Annotated in this window: 15 protein-coding genes and 1 pseudogene; 6 read left to right on the top strand and 10 right to left on the bottom strand. The window is 58.8% G+C overall.

Annotated features, from left to right (window positions below):
- Positions 1 to 122: 122 nt before the first annotated feature.
- The 5 genes from BQ5361_RS00445 to BQ5361_RS00425 form a co-directional block, all read right to left on the bottom strand.
- Entirely contained in the window at positions 123 to 1,010 is an 888-nt protein-coding gene (locus BQ5361_RS00445; protein WP_071424848.1) for a Bor/Iss family lipoprotein, read from the bottom strand.
- 1 nt (position 1,011) lies between these two features.
- On the bottom strand, positions 1,012 to 1,377 hold the full coding sequence (locus tag BQ5361_RS00440; RefSeq protein ID WP_046445395.1) for a Bor/Iss family lipoprotein: 366 nt from the start codon (positions 1,375 to 1,377) through the stop codon (positions 1,012 to 1,014).
- 355 nt (positions 1,378 to 1,732) lie between these two features.
- The gene (locus BQ5361_RS00435) at positions 1,733 to 2,677 is read right to left on the bottom strand and encodes a hypothetical protein (RefSeq protein WP_143047438.1); all 945 of its coding nucleotides are present in this window, start codon (positions 2,675 to 2,677) and stop codon (positions 1,733 to 1,735) included.
- Between the two features lie 263 nt (positions 2,678 to 2,940).
- Positions 2,941 to 3,408, bottom strand: coding sequence for a methylglyoxal synthase (locus BQ5361_RS00430; RefSeq protein ID WP_022063283.1), 468 nt, complete (start codon positions 3,406 to 3,408; stop codon positions 2,941 to 2,943).
- Between the two features lie 126 nt (positions 3,409 to 3,534).
- The gene (locus BQ5361_RS00425; RefSeq protein WP_071424847.1) at positions 3,535 to 6,156 is read right to left on the bottom strand and encodes a valine--tRNA ligase; all 2,622 of its coding nucleotides are present in this window, start codon (positions 6,154 to 6,156) and stop codon (positions 3,535 to 3,537) included.
- Positions 6,157 to 6,327: 171 nt separating this feature from the next.
- Between BQ5361_RS00425 and lon the strand changes: the two genes are divergently transcribed.
- Positions 6,328 to 8,760 carry an endopeptidase La gene (gene lon / locus BQ5361_RS00420; RefSeq protein ID WP_035474093.1) on the top strand — a complete coding sequence of 811 codons (2,433 nt, stop codon included), beginning with the start codon at positions 6,328 to 6,330 and terminating at the stop codon, positions 8,758 to 8,760.
- A gap of 294 nt (positions 8,761 to 9,054) precedes the next feature.
- Here lon and BQ5361_RS00415 read toward each other — a convergent pair whose 3' ends face one another.
- Positions 9,055 to 9,873 (bottom strand): helix-turn-helix domain-containing protein, encoded by an 819-nt coding sequence (locus BQ5361_RS00415; protein ID WP_052131116.1) that lies wholly within the window; start codon positions 9,871 to 9,873, stop codon positions 9,055 to 9,057.
- Between the two features lie 195 nt (positions 9,874 to 10,068).
- Between BQ5361_RS00415 and BQ5361_RS00410 the strand changes: the two genes are divergently transcribed.
- Positions 10,069 to 11,283 carry a multidrug effflux MFS transporter gene (locus tag BQ5361_RS00410; RefSeq protein WP_052131115.1) on the top strand — a complete coding sequence of 405 codons (1,215 nt, stop codon included), beginning with the start codon at positions 10,069 to 10,071 and terminating at the stop codon, positions 11,281 to 11,283.
- A gap of 307 nt (positions 11,284 to 11,590) precedes the next feature.
- Positions 11,591 to 12,960: pseudogene (locus BQ5361_RS00405) on the top strand (MATE family efflux transporter).
- Positions 12,961 to 13,123: 163 nt separating this feature from the next.
- Here the strand turns inward: BQ5361_RS00405 and cysS are convergent.
- Positions 13,124 to 14,590 carry a cysteine--tRNA ligase gene (cysS, locus tag BQ5361_RS00400; RefSeq protein ID WP_022063277.1) on the bottom strand — a complete coding sequence of 489 codons (1,467 nt, stop codon included), beginning with the start codon at positions 14,588 to 14,590 and terminating at the stop codon, positions 13,124 to 13,126.
- Between the two features lie 260 nt (positions 14,591 to 14,850).
- Between cysS and BQ5361_RS00395 the strand changes: the two genes are divergently transcribed.
- Positions 14,851 to 17,949 carry a glycosyltransferase family 117 protein gene (locus BQ5361_RS00395; RefSeq protein WP_071424846.1) on the top strand — a complete coding sequence of 1,033 codons (3,099 nt, stop codon included), beginning with the start codon at positions 14,851 to 14,853 and terminating at the stop codon, positions 17,947 to 17,949.
- Positions 17,950 to 18,062: 113 nt separating this feature from the next.
- On the opposite strand, the gene BQ5361_RS00390 is transcribed toward BQ5361_RS00395, so the two are convergent.
- The 3 genes from BQ5361_RS00390 to mnmA all read right to left on the bottom strand — a co-directional run bounded on the left by BQ5361_RS00390 (position 18,063) and on the right by mnmA (position 20,560).
- A complete protein-coding gene (locus BQ5361_RS00390; protein WP_035474091.1) occupies positions 18,063 to 19,004 on the bottom strand; it encodes a hypothetical protein in 942 nt (313 codons plus the stop codon).
- Positions 19,005 to 19,012: 8 nt separating this feature from the next.
- Entirely contained in the window at positions 19,013 to 19,183 is a 171-nt protein-coding gene (locus BQ5361_RS10640) for a hypothetical protein (protein ID WP_022063274.1), read from the bottom strand.
- Between the two features lie 189 nt (positions 19,184 to 19,372).
- Entirely contained in the window at positions 19,373 to 20,560 is a 1,188-nt protein-coding gene (gene mnmA, locus BQ5361_RS00380) for a tRNA 2-thiouridine(34) synthase MnmA (RefSeq protein WP_035474087.1), read from the bottom strand.
- A gap of 170 nt (positions 20,561 to 20,730) precedes the next feature.
- On the opposite strand from mnmA, the gene BQ5361_RS00375 reads away from it, so the two are divergent.
- Both BQ5361_RS00375 and ppdK read left to right on the top strand, forming a co-directional pair.
- On the top strand, positions 20,731 to 21,777 hold the full coding sequence (locus tag BQ5361_RS00375) for an endonuclease/exonuclease/phosphatase family protein (RefSeq protein WP_035474085.1): 1,047 nt from the start codon (positions 20,731 to 20,733) through the stop codon (positions 21,775 to 21,777).
- Between the two features lie 132 nt (positions 21,778 to 21,909).
- A complete protein-coding gene (gene ppdK, locus BQ5361_RS00370; RefSeq protein ID WP_071424845.1) occupies positions 21,910 to 24,630 on the top strand; it encodes a pyruvate, phosphate dikinase in 2,721 nt (906 codons plus the stop codon).
- The last annotated feature ends 33 nt before the right edge of the window (positions 24,631 to 24,663 follow it).

Here is a 24,663-nt window from a genome sequence, read left to right as displayed (position 1 = left end):
AGCGATGGCAATCGCAGCGGATACGACACCCCCACAACCAACGGAAACGTCCGGAAAGCGGCCCTTCCCAACACGAAAAAGGGAACGGTTTTCCGTCCCCTTCTCCTGGCCCGACGTTTCGTTCAAAGCGTGATGCTGAACCCGATTTTAAGCAACAGCGCGTTCAGCGAACATTCCTTGAGCACGAAAGGGGAATCGATTTCAGAGAAAAACTCGCCCAATCGGTAGCCTATGCCGATGTCGAAACCGGCATTACGATGGCGCCCCACCCGGAAGCGGTATCCTATCATGGGAGTGAGGGCCAATGCAGGGTCCCACTCGTCTCCCCAGTTATCGCTTTCCACACGCTCCAAAGGCACGCCGAGGTCGATGCCCACGAACGGCGAACTGTTCCGGTCGAGCACCGTGTAGCGGAAACGCAGGAAAGGCTGCAACAGCGTAACGAGGTCTCCGTCGCCAGGCATCGAGTAAGCGCTCAAATCGAAACCCGCCGCCATGTAAAAGTGCGGATTCGCCTGATAACCGAACGTCAGCGCGGTATTCACCGTAGCTTCTGTCAGCCAACGACCGATGCCCGTGCGCGGACCGGGCCATGCACCGCCGCCCGTCTCGACTCCGATAACGAACCCCCTGTCTTTGTGTACACGCTCTTTGCGCTGCTTTTCTTTACCCACGAAATCGAAGTCATCCATATACCGCACCGGAATGTAATACTTCGTGGTCGTCGGAGTGTAAATATAACCCGTCACGAACGACAGCATGATGTCTCCGAACCCGTAACGGGTAAGTACGGCGTAATTCTCCGCATCGCCGACATGTTCCTGCGCGATGGTCTTTCCCGTCTTGACCAACCCGCCGAGGAAATGAGCGTTGTGTTCCTTGGATACTTCAATCATCGGCTCTTTGGGTTTGACGTCGCCGACAAGAATACGACTCGTGCTGCACGAGGATGCACAGACTGCCGCCGCGACCGCTGCGGCCGCAACGACGATTCCTTTCACGGTTTTCATACTACTCCTCCTCTTTTGCAGACTCCCTGCCGGCAGCCGCCGTCTTGTTCAACTCCTCTACCGGCAGATAGAATTTGGTCTGGGTCGGGGTATAGATTCCCGCCGTGACTCCCCCGACAAGGCCGTTCAGAAAACCGGTACTGGTCTGAACGACGAAACTGTCGGCGTCGTCCACATACTCCGACGCCGTCATCGTGGTATTGCCGCCGGGAATGAGTCCGCCGACGAAATGGTGATTGAACGATTCCTGACTCACCTTGACTTTTCTGTCGTCGGGCCGGGCATTGCCTACATAAAGGTTCGTGCGGAAACAGGACGTCAGTCCCACACAGCACAAACACAGGCAAAACGGTAAAATTCTCTTCATGGCTTATATATTGAAAGATTCAGGTCGCCTCTTCATGTTCCGGCAGAACGGGTCATCACCGCACACCGTGCTGCCGGCTCCGGCACCTGCGAACGGCAGACCTCCTCCCGCCCCTGCACCGACGTACTGCCATTCCCGTCTCAATAAGCTACGGTACCGTCTTCAACCAACGGTAAAATCCTCTTCCCGGAAAGGCCGTCGCGCACATCTCGCGCATACGCCGGAACGCACCGCATCGCCGTCGGATTGCGCAGGGAACAGCCGCATTCCGCCGCCGACGGATGCACTCGTTCATCGCAAAGGTAACGAGGGAACAAACAATTGTCCAATATAATATATTATATTATTTTAGTATTCAATAAAAAAGACTATCTTTAGAAATTGCATGCATCGCCGGAATCCGACGGACAGCCCACCCCAGTGCAGGCAGCCCCTGCGGAAACACTTCCGGAAATCCGGCCCCGTCCCTTCCGAAAAACATGCGGTCCGTTCCGTTCACGGCCCCGGCCGTATCATCCGCCCGGACGATACCAACCAGACCGCGATACCATCGCCAGACGGTCACCTGCTCCACGGCAATGACCTCCGTACCGCCGGGAACGATGAACTCTCCCAACCCCCTCCTCTGGTCAGCGTCCCGATGCCAGTCATAGGTATATCCGAGACGTGTCCACGGATACGGATTCTCCTCTCCGTATGAAAGCGCCGTCCGCGCCTCGAACCACTTCCGGTACGGTGCAGGCAGGTCGCCGGGAGACACATCGGGAGCCGCACACGCCCCGACGTCCGGATTGGGACACGGTCTGAGCAACGTACTGCGGTCGGCATAGAAAAAGAGGAGCCGGTCGTAAGGGCTGTCCGGCGGAAGGCCGAGCAACTGCAGCATCCGCATCCTACACTCCAATGAATCCCCCATCAGAGGCATACGCCGCATACGCTCCTCCAGTTCATACGGCAGAACGACCCACAACGTATAACCGTCCGTAACGAACTGCCGTCCCGCCGTCCACACACCGGCATACTCCCCGTCCGTCATGGAACAGACGAGCACGAACTGCCGTCCGCCGCGCTCCGTCCACTCCAACCCGTCGCCGGAGTCGGGGGAAACGATACAGGGCAGGTCGCGGTACACCTCCGACGCGTCGGACACAACGGCATCCGCCACGGCCGCCAGATAATCCGTCCGCAACTGCGCCCGGTCGAGATACCACGGCGCACCGCTCCACCGGCCGCACGCCGCATGGAACAAGACACATGCCGCACATACGGCTACATATCCTGCATGAACCCTTCTCTTCATACGGCTTTCATTCTTCCTCTGTCTGCCGCTCCGACACCGCCCGAAACGGAAACCGCCCCGACAGCCAGCATACGGGAAAGAGCGCCCGTGCACTCCGGTACCGCACCGTTCCCTTTCCACGCACCGTCTGTTCTGCACCGCTCATCCCCGACCGCCAATGATGGAAAGTCCCGTCCTGCATGAACAGAACGGGACAGATGATTCACTGACGGAAGAACGACGGACAAGCCACGCTTCCGCCGCGACACCCCACCGCCGCCGGCCTATCTGCCGAGGCTTCGCTCCACATACCCGCGGTAATCCTTCACCACCGGTTCATAATCCCCGTCGAAGAGCGGCGAGGAGACCATGAAATCGGCCGTGGAACGGTTCACCGCCGTCGGAACGTTATACAACGTCGCCAGACGCAGAAGCGCCTTCACATCCACGTCGTGCGGCTGGGCCTCCATCGGGTCCCAGAAAAATATCAGGGCGTCTATCCTGCCCTCGGCTATCATCGCCCCCAACTGCTGGTCGCCGCCGAGGGGACCCGACTTGAGCAGCCGGATGTCGAGCCGGCATTTTCCGTCCCCTTTCTTGCCTATCAGGACGTCGGCCACCATCCTGCCGGTCGTCCCCGTACAGACGAGACTATGACACAGCAGAAGTTCGCGGTTCCAGTCGGCCCACTCCACCAGGTCGGGCTTCATGTTATCATGCGCTACCAGCGCTATCGTCTTCTTTCTTTCCATCGGTTCAATCCATTCGCGGTGCAATGAAAACACAATGCCGTTGCACCGCCGTCACGACACCGTTACGATTCCGTTAATATTCCGGGGCCTCAATCCGACACAGCATACAGGCCCGACACCTCTTTCTTACTTTAGGGCGGCCATGCGTTCGCGGAGCGCCTTTATCTTCGCCTCGGCATCGTTCTTCTTGGCGTATTCCGTCTCCACCACCTTTTGCGGAGCCCCGCTAACGAACCGCTCGTTGGAGAGCTTCTTCATCACCGACGCGAGAAATCCCTCCAGATAGGCGAGTTCGTCGGCCAGCTTCCGCAGCTCGGCCTCCACGTCCACCATTCCGTCGAGCGGTACGAAATACTCCGTAGTCTTGACAATGAAAGAAGGCGCCGCCGGACTCTTCTCCGCCACGCACTCCACGCCCGACAAATTCGCCATCTTGACCAAAAGCGGATTATAGGCCTCATGATAGTTTTCGTCGCGGATGACTTTCAGGGCAAGCGGTTCCCTGTTGGGAATACTCTTCTGCTGCCGGATGTTCCTTATCGCCGTCACGGTCTCTTTCACCAGTTCGAAACGCGCCAGCAGGGCATCGTCCCATGCAGCTGCCCGCGGCATGTCGCTCACCATGATGCTCTGTCCCTCCAGACGCGGGGCAAGGTGCTGCCACAGCTCCTCGGTAATGAAGGGCATGAAGGGGTGCAGCATGCGCAGCAACTTATCGAAGAACGCTTTGGTCTGGGCAAAGGTCTTCCCGTCGGCCGGCATCCCGTATGCGGGTTTCACCATCTCCAGATACCACCCGGAAAATTCGTCCCAGAACAGCCTGTAAATCTTCATGAAGGCATCGGAGATGCGATAAGCCGCGAAATCGGCCTCGATACCCGCCAGGCTCCTGTCAAGCAGATTACCGAACCACTCTGCCGCCAGACGGCCGCTTTCGGGCTGCTCCAGTCCCTCGTCCACGCTCCACGAGCTCACCAGCCGGAAAGCGTTCCATATCTTGTTCCCGAAATTGCGTCCCTGCTCGCACATCGCCTCGTCGAACATGATGTCGTTACCCGCCGTGGAACAGAGCAGCATGGCCACCCGCACCCCGTCGGCGCCGTAACGGTCTATCAGGTCGAGCGGGTCGGGCGAGTTGCCGAGCGACTTGCTCATCTTGCGTCCCAGCTTATCGCGCACGAGCCCCGTAAAATAGACGCTCTGGAAAGGCTTCTCGTGCATATACTCGTATCCGGCCATTATCATGCGCGCCACCCAGAAGAAGATGATGTCGGGCGCCGTCACCAGGTCGTTGGTCGGATAGTAATAGCGTATCTCCGGATTCCCGGGATGCATGATGCCGTCGAAGAGCGCGATGGGCCACAGCCACGAACTGAACCACGTATCCAGCACGTCGTCGTCCTGCCGCAGGTCAGCGAGCTGCAGGTCGGCACCGCACTTGCGGCGGGCAAGCTCCAGCGCCTCCTCCGCCGTTTCGGCCACCACATAGCCGCCTTCGGGCAGATACCAGGCCGGAATGCGGTGTCCCCACCAAAGCTGCCGCGAAATACACCAGTCCTTGATGTTCTCCATCCAATGGCGATACGTATTGCGGAACTTGGGCGGCACGAAGCGTATCATGTCACTCATGACAGCATCGAGTGCCGGAACTGCCAATTTGTCCATTTTCAGAAACCACTGCATGGAAAGTTTCGGCTCTATCGGAACATGCGTACGTTCCGAGAAACCGACGTTGTTGGTATAGGCCTCCGTCTTTTCGAGCAGACCGGCCGCATCGAGGTCCTTCTCTATCCGTTCACGCAGCGCGAAACGGTCCATACCTTCGTACAGACCCACCTTGCCGTTCACCGTACCGTCCGGATTGAAGATGTCGATGACCTCCAGATTGTATTTCTCGCCTATCACATAGTCGTTCACGTCGTGGGCCGGGGTCACCTTCAGCACACCCGTTCCGAACTCCGTATCCACATAATCGTCCGCGATGACGGGAATGCTCCTGCCCACGAGCGGCACCCTCACGGCACGCCCCACGACGCCCGCGTAGCGGGGGTCGTTCGGATTGACGCAAAGGGCCACATCGCCGAGTATCGTCTCCGGACGCGTCGTGGCCACCGTCAGATAGCCGCCGCCCTCCTCCAGCATGTAGCGCAGATAGTAGAGCTTCCCGTGCGTCTCGCAAAAAACCACCTCCTCGTCCGAAAGAGCCGTCTGCGCGGCGGGGTCCCAGTTCACCATACGTACCCCGCGGTAAATCAATCCTTTGTTATAGAGATCCACGAAGACGCGGATGACGCTGCGCGAACGCACCTCGTCCATCGTGAATGCGGTACGCTCCCAATCGCACGAGGCGCCCAGCCGGCGGAGCTGTTTGAGGATAATCCCCCCGTGCTCCTCCTTCCACTGCCAGGCATGGCGCAGGAACTCCTCGCGCGAGAGCGACGATTTCTCGATACCCTGCTCCCGGAGCCTGGCCACCACCTTGGCTTCGGTAGCTATCGAGGCGTGGTCGGTTCCCGGCACCCAGCAGGCGTTCATCCCGTTCATCCGGGCACGGCGGACAAGCACGTCCTGCAGGGTATTGTTCAGCATGTGCCCCATGTGGAGCATACCTGTCACATTCGGGGGTGGTATGACTATTGTATAGGAAGGTCTGCTGTCGGGTTCCGAATGAAAGTACCCGCCCGCAAGCCAGTAGTCGTACCACTTGCCTTCGAGCTCCTGGGGAACGTATTTGTCTGCTATCTTCATAGTGTATGAATATTTCCGTTACAAAATGTGTGAATTGCAAAGATAGCGATTTTGACGTTCGGATGGAGCCGGACATGTTAATAAACTGATGATTGTTTTCGGAATACAGATAACATTTAAGGGAACGGATTCGTTATCTTTGTACCCAAATCGAAAAGGAGATTTCAAAGAATGAGCAAAAAAAGCAATAAGATAGAGATAGATATCCTGTCGGATATTTCCGACATTCAGGAGGGACACAGCCAGGTCATCCCGATAGTTACCGAAAACGAAGACGAACTTTCGGAAAACTATTCGATACCCGAATCGCTGCCCATCCTCTCGCTGCGCAGCTCGGTGCTGTTCCCCGGCTCGATTACCCCCATTACGGTGGGCCGGGAGAAGTCCATGAAGCTGATACGCGACGTGGAGGCCGGCACGGGAATACTCGGTGCGGTACTTCAGAAGGAGTCCGACGTCGAGCAGCCCGCACCGGACGACATGTACCGCATCGGCACGGCAGCCCGCATTCTCAAGACGCTCGACATGCCCAACGGCAACCTGACCGTCATCCTGCACGGCCTCGAAAAAATCGAGATAAACGAATACCTCTCTTCAGAGCCCTACTTCACGGCGACGGTCACGCCGCTCAAGGATACGACGCCCGCCTCCGGCAACGTGGAGTTCGAGGCGCTCGTGGAGTCCATCAAGGACGTGGCGCTGAACATCATCAGCGTTTCGCCCAACATACCGAAGGAAGCATCGTTCGCCATCAAGAACATCGACAGCAAACGCGGCATCATCAACTTCATCTGTTCCAACCTCGACTTCGAGGATGCCGACCGCCAGCGGCTGCTCGAAGCGCCGGGACTGCTGGCGCGTGCCCGCCGCCTGCTGGAGATACTCGTACGCGAACAGCAGCTCGTGGAGCTGAAGAACAAGATACAGAGCAAGGTCAAACAGGATATCGACCAGCAACAGAAAGAATACTACCTCCAGCAGCAGATACGCACCATCCAGGAGGAGTTGGGCGGCAACGAGGACGAAGCCGAAATCGCCCGCATGCGCGAGGAGGCCAAGACGAAGAAGTGGAGCAAAGAGGTGGGCGAAATGTTCAACAAGGAGCTCAACAAGCTCGAGAGGCTGAATCCCGCCGTGGCGGAATACTCGGTACAGATGAACTACCTGCAACTGATGCTCGAACTTCCGTGGGGCGAGTGCACGCAGGACAACCTCGACCTCAAGCATGCCCGCGAACGGCTCGACAACGACCACTTCGGCCTGGAGGAGGTCAAGGAGCGGCTGCTGGAACATCTGGCGGTCATCAAGCTGAAAGGCGACCTCAAGTCGCCGATTATCTGCCTCTACGGCCCTCCCGGAGTGGGCAAGACGTCGCTCGGCAAATCGGTGGCGGGAGCATTGGGCCGCAAGTTCGGACGCATATCGCTCGGCGGCCTGCACGACGAATCGGAAATCCGCGGCCACAGGCGCACCTACATCGGCGCGATGCCGGGCCGCATCATCCAGACCATCAAGCGATGCGGCTCCTCCAACCCGGTCATCATCCTCGACGAGGTGGACAAAATCGGCGTAGGGAACCACGGTGACCCGTCGTCGGCACTGCTCGAAGTGCTCGACCCGGAACAGAACACCACGTTCCACGACAACTACCTCGACACGGAGTACGACCTCTCCAAAACGCTCTTCATCGCCACGGCCAACAACATACAGAACGTACATCCGGCCCTGCGCGACCGCATGGAGATGATAAACATCCCCGGCTACCTGCTCGAAGAGAAGATTGAAATCGGACTGCACCATCTGCTCCCCAAGGAACGCGAGGCGCACGGCATCCCCGCCGAGAGCCTGCTCCTGTCGCGCGAAGTGATGGAGCGGATTATCTCCGACTACACCCGCGAAGCAGGGGTGCGCGGACTGGACAAGATGCTGGCCAAAATCGCACGTCACCGGGCGAAAGATATCGGATTCGAGCAGGAGTACAACCCGGAGATATCGGTCGAAGATTTGGAAAAGATACTCGGCATGCCCAAGTTCCGCAACGAAAAGTACGAAGTGAGCGGCATCACGGGTGTAGTTACCGGCCTGGCATGGACCGAAGTGGGAGGCGACATCCTCTACATCGAGTCGATACTCAGCCCCGGCAAGGGCAAACTGAGCCTGACGGGCAACCTCGGCGACGTGATGAAGGAGTCGGCGACGATAGCCCTCGAATGGACGAAAGCCCACTATGCGGAGCTGGGAATCGACAAGGAGAAGTTCGAGAATTTCGACATCAACATCCACGTACCGGAGGGAGCCATCCCGAAGGACGGCCCGAGCGCAGGCATCACCATGGTGACGTCGCTGGTATCGACCTACACCGGCCGGAAGGTGAAAGACCGCATCGCCATGACGGGTGAAACGACGCTCCGCGGACGGGTCATGCCCGTAGGGGGCATCAAGGAGAAAATCCTCGCCGCCAAACGCGCGGGCATCTCCGAAATCATCCTCAGCGAGGACAATGCAAAGGATATCGCCGAAATCAAGGAGGACTACGTAGAGGGACTGAAATTCCACTTCGTCCGCACGAACGAAGAGGTACTCGAACTCGCACTCGAAAAATAGAACAAGGTACGTATCCGTATCGGCGAAAGCCCCGGAGGAACCGGTTCCTCCGGGGCTTTTCGTTTCCTGCTCCGACAGTCAGTCCGGACAAACAAGGAACCGGACGGCCCTCCGCCTCGAACAATGGAACGGTTCCGCTCAAGCGGCCCCCACAGGAGCCGAAACGGGCGGCATACCGACGGCTAAACAGTCTCAAGGAAAACCGCCAATCATACCGTCCTGCAAACAGCAGGAATTGCGGTACCGGAGAAACGGACCCGCAACGGCCCCATCCTTTACAGCACACACGGCAGTTTACCGGCGGCACCGCATACGGTAATCGTAGGGAGAGAACCCCGTCTTCCGTTTAAAGAAGCGGCTCAGATAGGACTGGTCGGGAAAGCCGAACCGGTCGGCTATCTGCGTCACGGAGAGGTCGGAGATGTAAAGCAGGGCCTTGATTTCGGCCACGAGCTGTTCGTCTATCAATTGCTTGGGTGTCTTATGGGGTGCAAGCCCGGCCGTAACCACCCGCAGGTAACGCTGCGATATGCAGAGTTCGCCGGCATAAAACGCCGTATCGCGCCGTTCGGTACAGTGCTGCCGCACCAGCGACAGAAAACGGTGGAAGATGTATTCCCGGCCGAAAGATTCGGCCGAAGCCGTCTTCTGCGGCATACTCCGGCACATCGCCACCAGGAATCCCTGCAGGAAGTTGCGCCGGGCTATCTCTCCGTATATTCCGCCCTGACACACCTCCCGGGCCATATCCATCCACAAAACGGCCGAGGCCCACGACTCGGAACCCGCCGGGTGGAGAAAAAAGGGTTCGTCGCGCAGGAAGCGGATACAGCCGGCATCGAGCGGTATCGCCGCCTCATGGAAAAGTCCGTCCGGAAAAGTGAACATCCGAACGGCCAAATCCTCCCCCGCTTCGAGCAGATGCAGTATCGCACCGGGAAAGAGCAACAGTTCAGCTCCCGCCTGCAGGCGGTAATGTTCGATACCCGTCGAGACATCGGCACGGCCGTGCACACAGAGCATGTTCACCCCGCATCCTATCCGCACCGGCCAATGCCTGAACATCTCCACTCCACCTTCTGCATAAGCCATCTGCCCGTCGCTCCTCTCCATAACCGTCACCCCTCCCTTTGCAGACGCACGCCCCCTTGACAGAGGTAAAACCCGCGCATCCCTTTACGACACAAAATTACGCCATTTCCCGATACTCTCCGCCCTTTTTATGCCGGAAATGAAATATTACGATGTAAATACGGCCGCCTGCCCATCCGGTTCCGTACCCTATCTTTGCAGACAAAAAAGAACGCAATGCAAACCGGTATTTCCTATTCGCATGCCAAGACGTCCGCGGCACGCTACTCGAACTACCTTATCGTCCTGCTCGGCATCCTCACGGCCTTCGGTCCGCTCGTGACGGACATGTACCTGCCGACGCTCCCCTCCATGACAGTTTATTTCGGCACTTCGCAGTCAATGGTACAGATGGGCCTCACCGCGAGCATGGCGGGCCTGGCGCTCGGCCAGCTCCTTTTCGGCCCGCTGAGCGACAAGTTCGGCCGGCGGCCGCTGCTCCTCGTCTCCCTGCTGCTGTTCGTCGCTTCCACAGTGATTTGCATCTTCTCGCCCACGATATACGTATTCGTGGGCATGCGGCTCTTCCAAGGCATAGGGGCCGCCGGCGGCATCGTCATCTCCCGTTCCGTGGCCACCGACCGTTACCGCGGCAAGGAGCTGGTCAAGGTCCTCGCCGTCATCGGTGTCATCAACGGCATCGCTCCGGTGGCGGCTCCGGTACTCGGCGGCGTACTGACCGATGCCGTCGGGTGGCGCGGCATCTTCGTCATCCTGCTGGCCATCGGCGTCATCCTGCTCGGAGGCTCGATGCTGTTCCGGGAGTCGCTTCCTCCGCGCCGCCGGGCAGGCCAAAACCTGCTGCGCACGTTCGGGAATTTCGGAACCATCCTGCGCAACAAACGCTTCATCCTGTACGTCCTCCAACTCGGTTTCGCCCAGGGTATCCTCTTCGCCAACATCGCCTCCTCTCCATTCATCATACAGGAACACTACGGATTTTCGGCACTAGAATTCAGCATCGTTTTCGCAGTGAACTCGCTCGCATTCATGGCCGCGGCCCCGCTCTCGCTTCGCTTCCGCCGCCCGCAGGACGGCATCATGGCGAGCTGCATCGGGATGTGCGTGCTCTCCGTCGCCGAACTCGCAGCCCTGTGGTGTGGATGCGGTTTCTGGGTATATGAAGGCATCCTGTTCCTGCTGCTCTTCACCATGGCACTCACCTTCACCCTCTCCACAACGCTCGCCATGGAGAGCGAACGCCGATATGCCGGGAGTGCATCGGCCATTCTCGGTGCGGTTTGCTTCGCCTTCGGCGGTATCGTCTCGCCCATCGTAGGAACGGGCGACATTCTCAAGACCACCGGCATCGTCTTCGTCGTATGCGCCGCCGCATCGCTCTGCTGCGCAATCGCGGCAGACCGGCAGCATCCGACCGCATCGCGTCCCTGAACCGAGAGCGGCTCTCCGTTGGGAAAAGAGAGAGGGGGCCCGAAGATACCCCATCCTTTCCGTCTTCCGGTCCGCGGGGAGTATCCCCGACAGATCGGAAGACGGAAGACACGGCGACCCCACATGCGCCAACCCGCCCTTCCCTTTCCGCTCCCCGCCCGACCGGATAAAAAACAACGGACGCATACCGGATTTTCGAGGATATTCCGTACCTTTGCCCCGCCTTAGGGACGGGACCCCCGCCTTGACACCAGGCTATGCATTCCCATGCCTGTCTCCCGATTCCCCTTTCCGGCTGCAAGCATTTATGACCTTATCGAGAAACAATCCCGAACTGCTGGGAACGGAACCCGTCGGCAGGCTGCTGAAGCGGTACGCCCTGCCAGCCATCATAGCGATGTCGTCGTCATCGCTCTACAACATCATCGACAGCATCTTCATAGGCCACGGCGTCGGAGCGATGGCCATCAGCGGGCTGGCCATCGCCATGCCGCTGATGAACCTCATGGCGGCCTTCGGGTCGCTGGTAGGCGTCGGAGCCTCCTCGCTCATCTCCATACGTCTGGGACAGGGCAACAAACAGCGGGCATTCCTGATACTCAGCAACGCCATCATGCTGAACGTGGTGATAGGACTCACCTTCACCACGCTGGGGCTCATCTTCCTCGACGACATTCTCTACTTCTTCGGCGCAAGCGACCAGACCATCCCCTACGCCCGCGACTTCATGCGCATCATCCTGTCGGGCAACGTCATAACCCATGTCTTCATGGGAATGAACGAAATTCTGCGTGCGTCCGGCTATCCGAAAAAAGCGATGGCATCATGCTTACGGCCGTGTTCATCATCGTCTGCCTCAATCCGCTCTTCATCTTCGGATTCGGCTGGGGCGTCCGTGGCTCGGCTTTCGCCACCATCACCGGACAGTGCGTGGCGCTCGTACTCGAATTCACGCACTTTCTCAACCGGAAACACTTCCTCTACCTCAAACGCGGTACGTTCCGTTTCATCGGCACCATCGTACGCAAGGTGCTCTCCATCGGCATGGCCCCCTTCCTGCTCAACGTATGCGCCAGCATCGTCGTCATCTTCATCAACAATGCCCTCAAAAAAACGGGCGGCGATATCTCCATCGGCGCCTACGGCATCGTGAACCGCGTGCTGATGCTCTTCGTGATGATTGTGAACGGACTCAACCAGGGCATGCAGCCCATCGTGGGCTACAACTACGGCGCCCGTCAGTTCGACCGCGTCATCCGGACACTGAAACTGAACATCGTGTGCGCCGTATGCGTCACCACCTTCGGCTTCATTCTGGGCCACTTCTTTCCCCACCTCGTGGCCGGTATGTTCACCGACGACCCCACGCTGCTGAGCGTAGCCGAAATGGGACTGAAGATATCGCTCCTCGCATTCCCGATAGCCGGATTCCAAATCGTCTCCTCCGGTTTCTTCCAATACATCGGCAAACCGCAGAAGGCCATCCTGCTGTCGCTCACGCGCCAGCTCCTGTTCCTCGTACCGCTGCTGGCCGTCCTGCCCGACCTTTACGGCACCATGGGCGTATGGGCGAGCATGCCCATCGCCGACTGCCTCGCGGCATTCCTCGCCGGGGTGCTCCTCTTTTTCCAGATACGCAAGATGCGCAGGCATCCGGACGAAATCAAGGTCATCTGACTGTTCCGCACCGCTCCGGTACAAGTGACGGCGGTTTCCGCTCTGTCCGCAAACAGTACAGCGTTGTGAAGCGGGCAACATACCGACCGGATGCCGGCAAACGAAAACGGCGGGAGGATATTTCGAATATCTTCCCGCCGCCGTACCGGTATCGTTCCGGCACCTATTCGATTTCCCAGTCGCAACCGTCCTTACGGTCCTTGACACGGATGCCTATTTCGTTCAGCCGGTCCCGGATGCGGTCGGAAGCGGCCCAATTCTTCGCAGCCTTGGCCTCGGCCCGCACGTCGAGCAGCATCTCCACCAGCGGCGTCACCAAGTCGTCAGCCTCGGCGGCCTTTTCATCGCACAGGCCGAGCACATCGAACACCACGGTATGCACCAGGACGCGCAACCGGTCGAGGTCTTCCGCCGTTATGGATTGCTGTTTCTCGTAAATCTGGTTAATGATGCGCACCCAATCGAAGAGGGCGGCTATCACGAGAGGCGAATTCAGGTCGTCGTTCATCGCCTCCTCGTAACGCTCCCGCAGGTCGTCCACCTCCACGGTGGAAACGGCCGACGGGGTGAGCTTGCCGAGCGTTTCGACCGCCTTCATCAGGCGGTCCAGTCCCTTCTCGGCGGCTTGCAGCGCCTCGTTCGAGAAATCGAGCGTGGAACGGTAGTGGGCCTGCAGGATGAAGAACCGGATAGTCATCGGCGAATAAGCCTGCGCCAACAGGGCGTGGTTCCCCGTAAAGAGCTGTTCGAGGGTGATGAAGTTGCCCAGCGACTTGCCCATCTTCTGCCCGTTGATGGTAATCATGTTGTTGTGCACCCAATATTTTGCGGCACCGTGCCCTTCGGCCGCGGTATTCTGCGCCAGTTCGCACTCGTGATGGGGGAACATCAGGTCCATTCCGCCTCCGTGTATGTCGAAAGTCTCGCCGAGATATTTGGTGCTCATGGCCGAGCACTCCATATGCCAGCCGGGAAAACCGTCGCTCCACGGCGAAGGCCAGCGCATGATATGCTCCGGCGAAGCCTTTTTCCAGAGCGCGAAATCGGCCGGGCATCGCTTGTCGCCCTGTCCGTCGAGGTCGCGCGTCCCGCAAAGCATGTCGTCGAGCCGACGCCCGGACAGGATGCCGTAATCGTAATCCCGGTTGTAGCGTTCCACGTCGAAATAGACCGAACCGTTGCTGACGTAAGCATAACCGCGGTCAAGAATGCGCTGCACATAGGCTATCTGTTCGATGATATGACCGGAGGCGAGCGGTTCGATGGAGGGCGAAAGCACCCCGAGCGCACGCATGGCATCGTGGTAACGCTCCGTATAGTAGTGAGCTACTTCCATGGGTTCCAGCTCTTCGAGCCGCGCCTTCTTCGTTATCTTGTCTTCCCCCTCGTCGGCATCGTTCTCCAGATGGCCCACATCGGTGATGTTGCGCACGTAGCGCACCTTGTAACCGAGCGAACGCAGGTAGCGGAACAGCAGGTCGAAAGTAATGGCCGGCCGTGCGTGCCCCAGGTGCGGGTCGCCATAGACGGTCGGGCCGCAGACGTAAATGCCCACATGGGGCGGATTCACCGGTTCGAACTCCTCCTTGCGCCGGGTGAGGGTATTGTGGAGCATCAGCTTTGACTTCATATACGGATATCTTTTAAATTCGGATTCGGGACAATCCCGCACGGCGGGAAGCCCTGCGGTACGCATCGGCAGCACAGCCCCGCCGACGGTTCCGGCAGCCGCCGTTTGCGATGGTAAAAATAGCAACTTTAGCCGATAAGTCCGGAAGATTTGCAGTTTTACCCCTTTATTTTTTTACTTTTGTGAACCGGAGCATATTTTTTCCGCATTTTCTCCGTTCTAACGATTAAAAACCGCTCGGACAATACGAAAGCAGACAGATGAACTATTTCAAGAAGTACGACAGGATAACGGGATGGCTCGTGTTCGCCATAGCCGCTGCCGTTTACCTGCTCACCATGGAGCCCACCGCCAGCCTGTGGGACTGCGCCGAATTCATCGCGACCTCCTATAAACTCGAAGTGGGACACCCCCCCGGAGCACCGCTCTTCATGATGATATCGCGCTTCTTCACCCTTTTTGCCCCCGGAGCGGAATACGCCGCGGTCATGGTGAACACCATGTCGTCGCTGGCCAGCGCCTTCACCATCCTCTTTCTCTTCTGGAGCATCACGCACCTGGGACGCAGGATAACGGCCAACCGCGGCCAGGAACTCACACCGGCCCGCACATGGACCATTCTGGGCGCCGGCATCGTCGGTGCGCTGGCCTACGCCTTCACCGACACCTTCTGGTTCTCGGCCATCGAAGGGGAGGTCTATGCTCTCTTCTCGTTCTTTACGGCCGTGGTCGTATGGGCCATTCTCAAATGGGAGGAGGTGGCCGACGAGCCCCACGCCAACCGCTGGCTCGTGCTCATCGCCTACCTCATGGGGCTCTCCATCGGTGTACACCTGCTCAACCTGCTCGCCATTCCGGCCATCGTCTTTATCTACTATTTCAAGAAGACGCCGAAGGTGACCGCATGGGGCGTGGTCAAAGCCACGCTGATAGCGGCCGCCATCCTGCTCTTCATCAACAACATCGTCATTCCCTATACCGTAGCGGCGGGCGCCGTCGTGGACCGCTGGTTCGTCAACGGGCTCGGACTGCCGGTCAACAGCGGACTGCTGACCTTCGTCCTGCTGCTCATCACGCTGGTTGCCGGTGCCGTCTATCTCACCTACCGGAAAGGAATGGCGGTATGGAACACCATACTGCTCTGTCTGGGCGTCATCCTGATAGGTTACAGCAGCTACGCATCGGTGGTTATCCGCGCCGCGGCGAATCCGCCGATGAACAGCAACGACCCCGACAATGCCTACGGGCTTCTTTACCTCCTCAACCGCGACCAGTACGGCTCCGTACCGCTGCTGACGGGGGCCCAGTTCTCCATTCCCGATGCCCCCATCGAAGACGTAAAATACGCCAAGAAATACTACCTCGACACGGAGGGCAAATACCGCGCCACCGAAAGCGTGGCGGACTATACCTATCCGGCCGAGTTCGTCACCCTCTTTCCCCGCATGTGGTCCACCAACCCCTCCCACATCGAAGGGTACAAACAGTGGAGCCAGATGGACAAAGGGAAGACGGTCTTCTACAAGGGAGAGCGCTACGAAGTCCCCACCGGCGCCCAGAACCTGCGCTACTTCTTCAGCTACCAGATGAACTTCATGTACTGGCGCTACTTCCTGTGGAACTTCGTGGGCAGGCAGAGCGACAACCAGTCCTACGGCGAAATCACCGACGGACAGTGGCTCTCCGGCATCGGCCCCATCGACCAGCTCTACCTCGGCCCGCAGAAAGAGCTACCCTCGGAGATGGCCGACAACAAGGGGCGCAACAAATACTACTTCCTCCCCTTCATTCTCGGCATCATCGGTCTGATTTACCAGCTCAACCGCGACCCGAAGAACTTCACCGTGGTGATGTGGCTCTTCGTCATGATGGGCATCGCGCTGGTCTTCTACTTCAACCAGACCCCGTCCGAACCGCGTGAAAGGGATTACATCTATGCCGGTTCGTTCTATGCCTTCTCCATCTGGATAGGGCTGGGTGTGATGTGCGTCAGGGAGTGGGTCGGAAAACTGACCCGCAAAGACAACGTGGCGACCTCCGCGATAGCCACTGCGGTATGCTGCTGCGTACCGGCGATATTGGCGGCACAGAACTGGGACGACCACGACCGCAGCCACCGCTACGTGGCGCGCGATATCGGCTACAACTACCTGATGACCTGCCTGCCGAACTCCATCATCATGAACTTCGGGGACAACGACACCTTCCCCCTGTGGTACAACCAGGAGGTGGAAGGCGTGCGGCCCGACGTGCGCATCATGAATACGAGCTACCTCGACGGAAGCTGGTACATCGACGAAATGAAGCACCGCTACAACGAGTCGGCCCCGGTACCCTTCTCGCTGCCGCAGCATAAATACGCGATGGCGGAGAACGACTTCATCTACGTGGAAGATGTGTTCCAGGAGCCCAAACCCATCAAGCAGGTCATCGACTTCATCCGCAGCGACGCCCCCATCAGCCGCATCAAACTCGACGAACAACTCGCCGTCGACTTCATCCCGACACGGACGCTTCTGCTGCCGGTGAACAAGGAGAATGCCGTGAAAAGCGGCATCGTCAAGCCGGAAGACGCCCACCTGATGGTCGATACGATAACCATCAACCTGCAGGCATCGTCGCTGCGCAAATCGGAGATGATGCTGCTCGACCTGCTCGCCAACTTCGACTGGGAGCGGCCGCTCTACGTCACCTCTCCCTCACTGGTCGCCAATTTCGGTCTGCAGGATTACCTGCAGTTCGACGGTTACGCCTACCGGCTCGTCCCGATAAAGACGACCTACACGGACCTCTGGAATGCAGGCCGCATCGACACCGACCTCCTTTACCATAACCTGATGGAGGTCTATCGGTACGGCAACGTCGCCGACCCGCGCGTCTACGTGGACACCTTCGTCAACTACAACTTCAACGCGACCAACATCCGGATAGCCTTCGCAAGGCTGGGCGCCGAGCTCGCCCGACGCGGCGAAAAGGAGAAAGCGGTCGAAGTGCTCGACTACGGACTGGAACAGATGCCCGTATCGCAGTTCCAATACACCTATCAATACCTCCCCTACATCCGGGCCTACTACGAAGCGGGAGCCACCGAGAAGGGCGACGCCCTCTTCGACAGCTATGCGAAGAATCTCGAAGAGTACGTCGACTACTTCCTCTCCTTCCCGGACAACCGGCAGTATCTTATCGAAAACCAGTTCGCCGACAAGCTGACCGCACTCGCCGAACTGCACCGCATCGCCGAAAATTACGGACGCACCGACCGTGCGGCACGGATACTGAACCTTTTCGACTGGCTCTTCGGGCCGGAAGGACAAACGGACTATACGGAATACGAGCAGACCGTCCTCCCGACGGAATGACCGTTTATCCGGAATATTTTCGGTACGACAGAGCGGGGGCGGATGAATCATCCGCCCCCGCTTCCATGACTGCCGCTCTATGCACCCTCCCGGGCACCGGCATGCCGGCCGGCTCAATTCCCGACATCCAGTGCTGGCAGGTTGAGTACTCGCGCCCGCGTGACGGTAAACGGCTGCCTGGTACGTTTGGTAATCACGCTGCCGTCCGCCCGAGTGAACCGGAACTCCGTACCCGCGCCGTACTCGCCGGCAGGCAATACGGCATAAAATACCGAGGGCACATCGGTAAGCTGGACGGTTCCCGTCCAGACTATCTGAAATTCGCTGCCGTGCGAGGAGTTGAGAAAGGTGGTCTCATAGGTATTCTCATCCACCTGGAAGCGGCCGGTTATCTCCTTCTGCGGCGTGGTAGTATCGATATAAATCGTCTTGACGGAGATGTTGTCTCCCGTCACGGGAAAACAGATTAGACCGAAAGGACACACGAAATTCACCTTGCCGTCGGCACCCGCCGCACCGTACATGGGAAAATCGACGATATTTTCGATTCCGAGGTATATTTCGCGCGGAGCTTCGAGAACGACCTCCCTGTTCTCCGGCGTTATGGTGACAAACATGGCCGGATAACCGGCAATCAGCGAAGAATAGGTATCAGGCAACTCCATGGGCACCTGCACATCGGGGTCGCTCGAATACCCGAGTCCGCTGTAAACGAATTCGGCCTGCCCCGTGCCGACGCCGCTCTGCAGATTGAACACACGCATAGCTCCCTGAACGCCCGTATCGAAATGAATGACAATCTGGTCGTTGGCCTTCCATACTATCGGATGGGGCACCGTTCCTTCCTGAATGACGGTACGCTGGGCGACACTGCCGTCAACAGCCTCCCCGAACAAGGCGGCAGGCGCCGCAGCCGATACAGGCTGTTCGATGGAAGCGTACAATACGAAATCCGAAACAGGAGGGACACCGTCCTGCTGTTTGTCACAGGCTACGAAAGCGAGAATGCCCAGCGCACTCGCCGCAGCGCACAAAAAATGTCCGACGTTTTTCATAAAACACCTCATTCCCAAAAATCCGCAGATGACGAGTTCAGGGTATCCTCCCCGACGCTCTCGATTGAATTACCCGTCGGCTGGACGGAAACGGCTATTCCCCGCTCCGCAGCGAACGACAAAGACTCGACGGCCGGCGCCAGATAGCGCCGCCGGCCACTTTCCAATATTTCTTCCATAATTTCGATTTTAACAATCTGTAACGATATATCAAACTGCAAACGACATGCCACATCCCCCGGCGAACGGCCTGCAAACGACAATACCGGCGAAAGGAGAGATATCCGCATCCCGCCGAAGAAGAAGACGGAAAGAGCGTCCTCCGTGCGGTTCCCGGAACGGATACAGCAGAGTTGTGTACCCGGCGGCTATTCAGCGATGACACCCGAACCGACCAGCTCCTCTCCCGCATACCACGCGGCAAACTGTCCGGGGGTGATGCCGCGCTGCGGCGAATCGAACACGATGTAGGCCCCGTCGGCGCGAAGGTGCAACACCCCGCCCTGCAAAGGCTGGCGGTAGCGTATCCGGAACGAGAACGGCGCCTGCTTCCCTGCTGCGAACCGTCTGTCGGGACTCACCCAATGCACATCTCCGGGCAGAATCCGCAACGCCCGGCGGTAAAGGCCGGGGTGCCTCTGTCCCTGCCCGACATAGACCGTATTGGAGAGCGTATCGGTAGCGATGATGAAAAGCGGTTCGGCCCGTCCGCTCACTCCGAGCCCCTTGCGCTGGCCGATGGTGTAGTAGTGCGCACCGTTGTGTTCGCCCACCTTCACGCCGTCGGCCGGAGTATAACGGTACGGAAGCGCCAGCTCCTCAAGTCCCGTCCGGGCGGCAGCCTCCGCATAACCGGGCCAATCGGCGGCTATCTCCACGATGTCGCCCTGCCGCGGAGCGAGTTTCTGCTGCAGGAAGAGGGGCAGGTCCACCTTCCCGACGAAGCATATTCCCTGCGAATCCTTGCGTTTGGCAGTGGCGAGCTGCTGCTCGGCTGCGATGCGGCGCACCTCGGGTTTCAACATGTCGCCGATGGGAAACATGGCCCGCGCAAGCTGCGCCTGCGAGAGCTGACACAAAAAATAGCTCTGGTCCTTGTTGGGGTCGGAACCCGCCAGCAGCCGGTGATATACCCTTCCGCCGACCTCCTCGTCGCGGCGGCGGCAGTAGTGTCCCGTAGCGACGTAGTCGGCGCCGAGCTTCAACGCCTCTTCGAGAAACGCATCGAACTTTATCTCCCGGTTACAGAGTACGTCCGGATTCGGGGTACGTCCGCGGCCGTACTCGGCGAACATGTAATCCACCACACGGGCCCGGTACTGTTCGCTGAGGTCCACGAAATGGAAAGGGATGTCGAGCCGTCTGGCCACCAGCTCGGCGAAGACCTGGTCGTCGTACCAGGGACAGTCGCCCTCGAGCGTTCCGGCGGTATCGTGCCAGTTACGCATGAAAAGCCCCACTACATCGTACCCCTGCTCCTTCAGCAGGTAGGCGGCCACCGACGAATCCACCCCGCCGGAGAGCCCCACCACAACCCTTGTCTTGCCATTCTCCATACGATTGCAAAATTACGACATAATCCGGGATATTCCGACACTCCTTTCGCATACCCGCCGACGGACGGCACGGAACAGGGGCCGTCCGTAACTTTTTTATCGGAAACCGTCTTGCCGCCGCTGCCGTTCCGCGAAAAATCACTATATTTAGGAGATAAAATCGCAGGACGATGCAACACAGGGGAGAGCATACCCGCAACGGCAGACCCGACAAGGCGCGAACGCGCCGGGTTTCTGCCGCTGCGCCGCATCTCTTCTTTTTCCTTTTCCTGTCGGCTTCCGCTCTCCTGTCGCAGGAGGATGCCGCGGCCCAGCACAGAAAGGTATCGGCAGCCTTCTACAACGTCGAGAATCTGTTCGACACCATCTCCAGTCCGTTCCGCAACGACAGCGATTTCACCCCTTCCGGCCGCTATCGCTGGGACGCGGAACGCTACCGGACGAAACTTTCCCGCATCGCACGGACGATAGACGACGCGGGCTTCGATATCGTGGCTCTCGCCGAAGTGGAGAGCGAAAGGGCAGTACGCGATTTGACAGCCACGCTGGCAGACGACTACAACTTCATCCACCGCACCACTTCCGACCGGCGCGGCATCGACATCGCGCTGCTCTACAAAGGCGACAAGTTCTTCCCTTCGGAGGTAAGCCAGATACCCTCCGGCACCTCGCGCGAATTCCTCTTCGTCCGGGGCGACCTGATAGGACACGAAACGGGCCTGCTGGTGTGTCACCTCCCCTCGAAATTCAACGACAAATCCTACCGTACCCGTGCGGCCGTCCGGCTCGCGGCTGTGGCCGATTCGCTCCTGTGCAAGGCCGGATGCGAACGGCTTCTGGTCATGGGCGATTTCAACGGAGAGCTGCACGAACCGGCATTCCGGAAAGCCTTCGGCCGCGGGCGGAACGGAGCATACGCAGAAGGGAAGTTCCGCAACGCGCTCCATGAATGTGCCCGCGGCGGATTCGGCTCATACTGCTGGAACGGCCAATGGCTACTGTACGACAACATCCTCGTATCGGAATCCCTTGCGGGGGATAAAGGACTGCATATTACGCAGGCCGGGGTATTCGTAAGGAAATACCTGCTCACCGGAGACGGGGCGGACACCCCTTCCCGGGAAAGGCGCGGATATCCTTTCAGAACCTTTTCCGGGGCACGATATTTGGGAGGATACAGCGACCACCTCCCGGTATTTGTTATTTTAAGCAGATAATTTTGCAGATGGGTTAAAAATTTAGTATCTTCGCGTCCCCTTGCACCCCTCTGTGCATTCCGCGGGGAAGAAACCGGAAAACACGGTTAAAAATGTCACTTCAGTTGTAAACAGATAAATAACTAAAATCCTATGTCAACAGTCAAGAGAGTCTACACGTTCGGCAACAAGCAGGCCGAAGGCAACGGCAAGATGCGGGAACTGCTCGGCGGCAAAGGCGCCAACCTGGCGGAGATGAACCTCGTGGGAATCCCCGTCCCCCCCGGATTCACCATCACCACCGAAGTATGTACGGAATATTACGAGAAGGGACGCGACGCCGTGGTCGAAATGATACGTCCCGAAGTGGAGAAAGCGATTAAAGGCATAGAGAAACAGACGGGCATGACGTTCGGCAGCGACACCATGCCGCTGCTGGTCTCGGTACGTTCGGGAGCCCGTGCCTCCATGCCGGGCATGATGGATACCATTCTGAACCTCGGGCTCAATGACACCGCCGTGAAGGCACTTGCCAAGCGTACGGGCAACGACCGTTTCGCATGGGACTCCTACCGCCGTTTCGTACAGATGTACGGCGACGTGGTGCTCGGCATGAAACCGCAGAGCAAAGAGGACGAAGACCCGTTCGAGGTCATCATCGACGAGATGAAGAAGGAGCGCGGCGTCAGGCTCGACACGGAGCTCTCCACCGACGACCTCAGGGAACTGGTCGTGAAGTTCAAGGCGGCCGTCAAGGAGCGCACGGGAGCCGATTTCCCCACCAACCCGTGGGAGCAGCTCTGGGGCGCCATCATGGCCGTGTTCCAGAGCTGGATGAACGAACGCGCCATTCTCTACCGCAAACTCAACAACATCCCGGCCGAATGGGGTACCGCAGTCAACGTACAGGCGATGGTCTTCGGGAACATGGGCGACCGGTCGGCGACCGGCGTAGCCTTCACCCGCGACGCAGCGACCGGCGAAAACATCTTCAACGGCGAATACCTCATCAACGCACAAGGAGAGGATGTCGTGGCCGGTATCCGCACCCCGCAGCAGATAACCCTCGAAGGTTCGCGCCGCTGGGCCGCCGCACAGGGGGTAAGCGAAGAGGAGCGCAAGGCCAAATACCCCTCCCTGGAGGAGGCGATGCCCGCCGCCTACAAGGAGTTGTTCGACATACAGGAGCATCTGGAGCGCTACTTCACCGACATGCAGGACCTCGAGTTCACCATACAGGACGGCAAACTGTGGATGCTCCAGACGCGTAACGGCAAACGTACCGGCGCGGCCATGCTCAAGATAGCGATGGACATGCTCGCCGAAGGGCTCATCGACGAAAAGACGGCCGTACTCCGATGCGAACCGGCCAAGCTCGACGAACTGCTCCATCCCGTATTCGACGCCACGGCGATGAAAAATGCCAAGGTACTCACCAAGGGTCTTCCCGCCTCGCCCGGCGCAGCGACCGGCGAAGTGGTCTTTTTCGCCGAGGACGCCGCCAAGTGGAACCGCGACGGCCGGAAAGTCATCCTCGTGCGCATCGAAACCTCGCCCGAAGACCTCAGCGGCATGAATGCGGCGGAGGGTATCCTGACGACCCGCGGAGGCATGACCTCGCACGCGGCCGTAGTGGCCCGCGGCATGGGCAAATGCTGCGTATCGGGAGCCGGAGAGCTCATCATAGACTATAAAGCCCGGACCATCCGCATAGGCGACACCCTCATCCGGGAGGGCGACTGGATTTCCCTGAACGGCTCGACGGGCGAAGTCTATCTCGGCCAGGTAGCGACCAAGGCCGCCGAACTTAACGACGATTTCACCAAACTCCTCGGCCTGGCCAAGAAGTATTCGGTAATGAGGGTACGCGCCAACGCCGACACCCCCGGCGACGCCCGGACGGCATTCTCTTTCGGTGCGGAGGGTATCGGTCTCTGCCGCACGGAACACATGTTTTTCGAAAATACCCGTATCAAGGCCATGCGCGAGATGATTCTCGCCGATGACGAAGCCGGCCGCCGCGTGGCGCTCGCCAAGCTGCTGCCGATGCAGCGCGGCGACTTCGAAGCGCTCTTCGAGGTGATGAACGGCTATCCCGTCACCGTCCGCCTGCTCGACCCGCCGTTGCACGAATTCGTTCCGCAGGACGAGAAGGGCCAGCGCGAAATGGCAGCGGAGATGAATGTCAGCTACGACAAAATCAAGGCGCGCGTCGATGCGCTCCACGAAGTGAACCCGATGCTCGGCCACCGCGGATGCCGCCTGGGCAACACCTATCCGGAAATCACCGAGATGCAGGCACGCGCCATCATCGAGGCGGCCATGAACGTCGAAAAACGCGGCATTCCGGTCAAGGTGGAAATCATGGTGCCGCTGGTGGGCAACCACAAGGAGCTCCGCTACCAGCGGGATATCATCGAACATGTCGCCGAAGAGGTCTTCGCCGAACGCAATGACAAGATGGAGTACATGGTGGGAACGATGATAGAGATACCGCGTGCGGCCGTGACTGCCGACCAGATAGCCGAGGTAGCCGATTTCTTCTCGTTCGGCACGAACGACCTCACGCAGATGACGCTCGGATTCTCGCGCGATGACATCGGCAAGTTCCTGCCCGTCTACCTCGACAAAGGGCTCATCAAGGCCGACCCGTTCCAGACGCTCGACCAGAACGGTGTGGGACAGCTCGTCAAAACGGGCGTCTTCAAGGGCCGCGATGTGAAACCGCAGCTCAAGTGCGGCATCTGCGGCGAACACGGCGGCGACCCCGCTTCCGTGGAGTTCTGCCACTTCGCGGGCCTCAACTACGTATCCTGCTCGCCGTTCCGGGTGCCCATCGCATGGCTGGCTGCCGCCCATGCCGCCCTGAAATAACAGTAGCATACACCACAGACAGGGCGGGCCGTC

The organism is Tidjanibacter massiliensis (assembly GCF_900104605.1).
GTDB lineage: Bacteria > Bacteroidota > Bacteroidia > Bacteroidales > Rikenellaceae > Tidjanibacter > Tidjanibacter inops.
The sequence above is the reverse complement of the archived record's forward strand: the minus strand, read 5'-3'. Positions and strand labels throughout refer to the sequence as shown.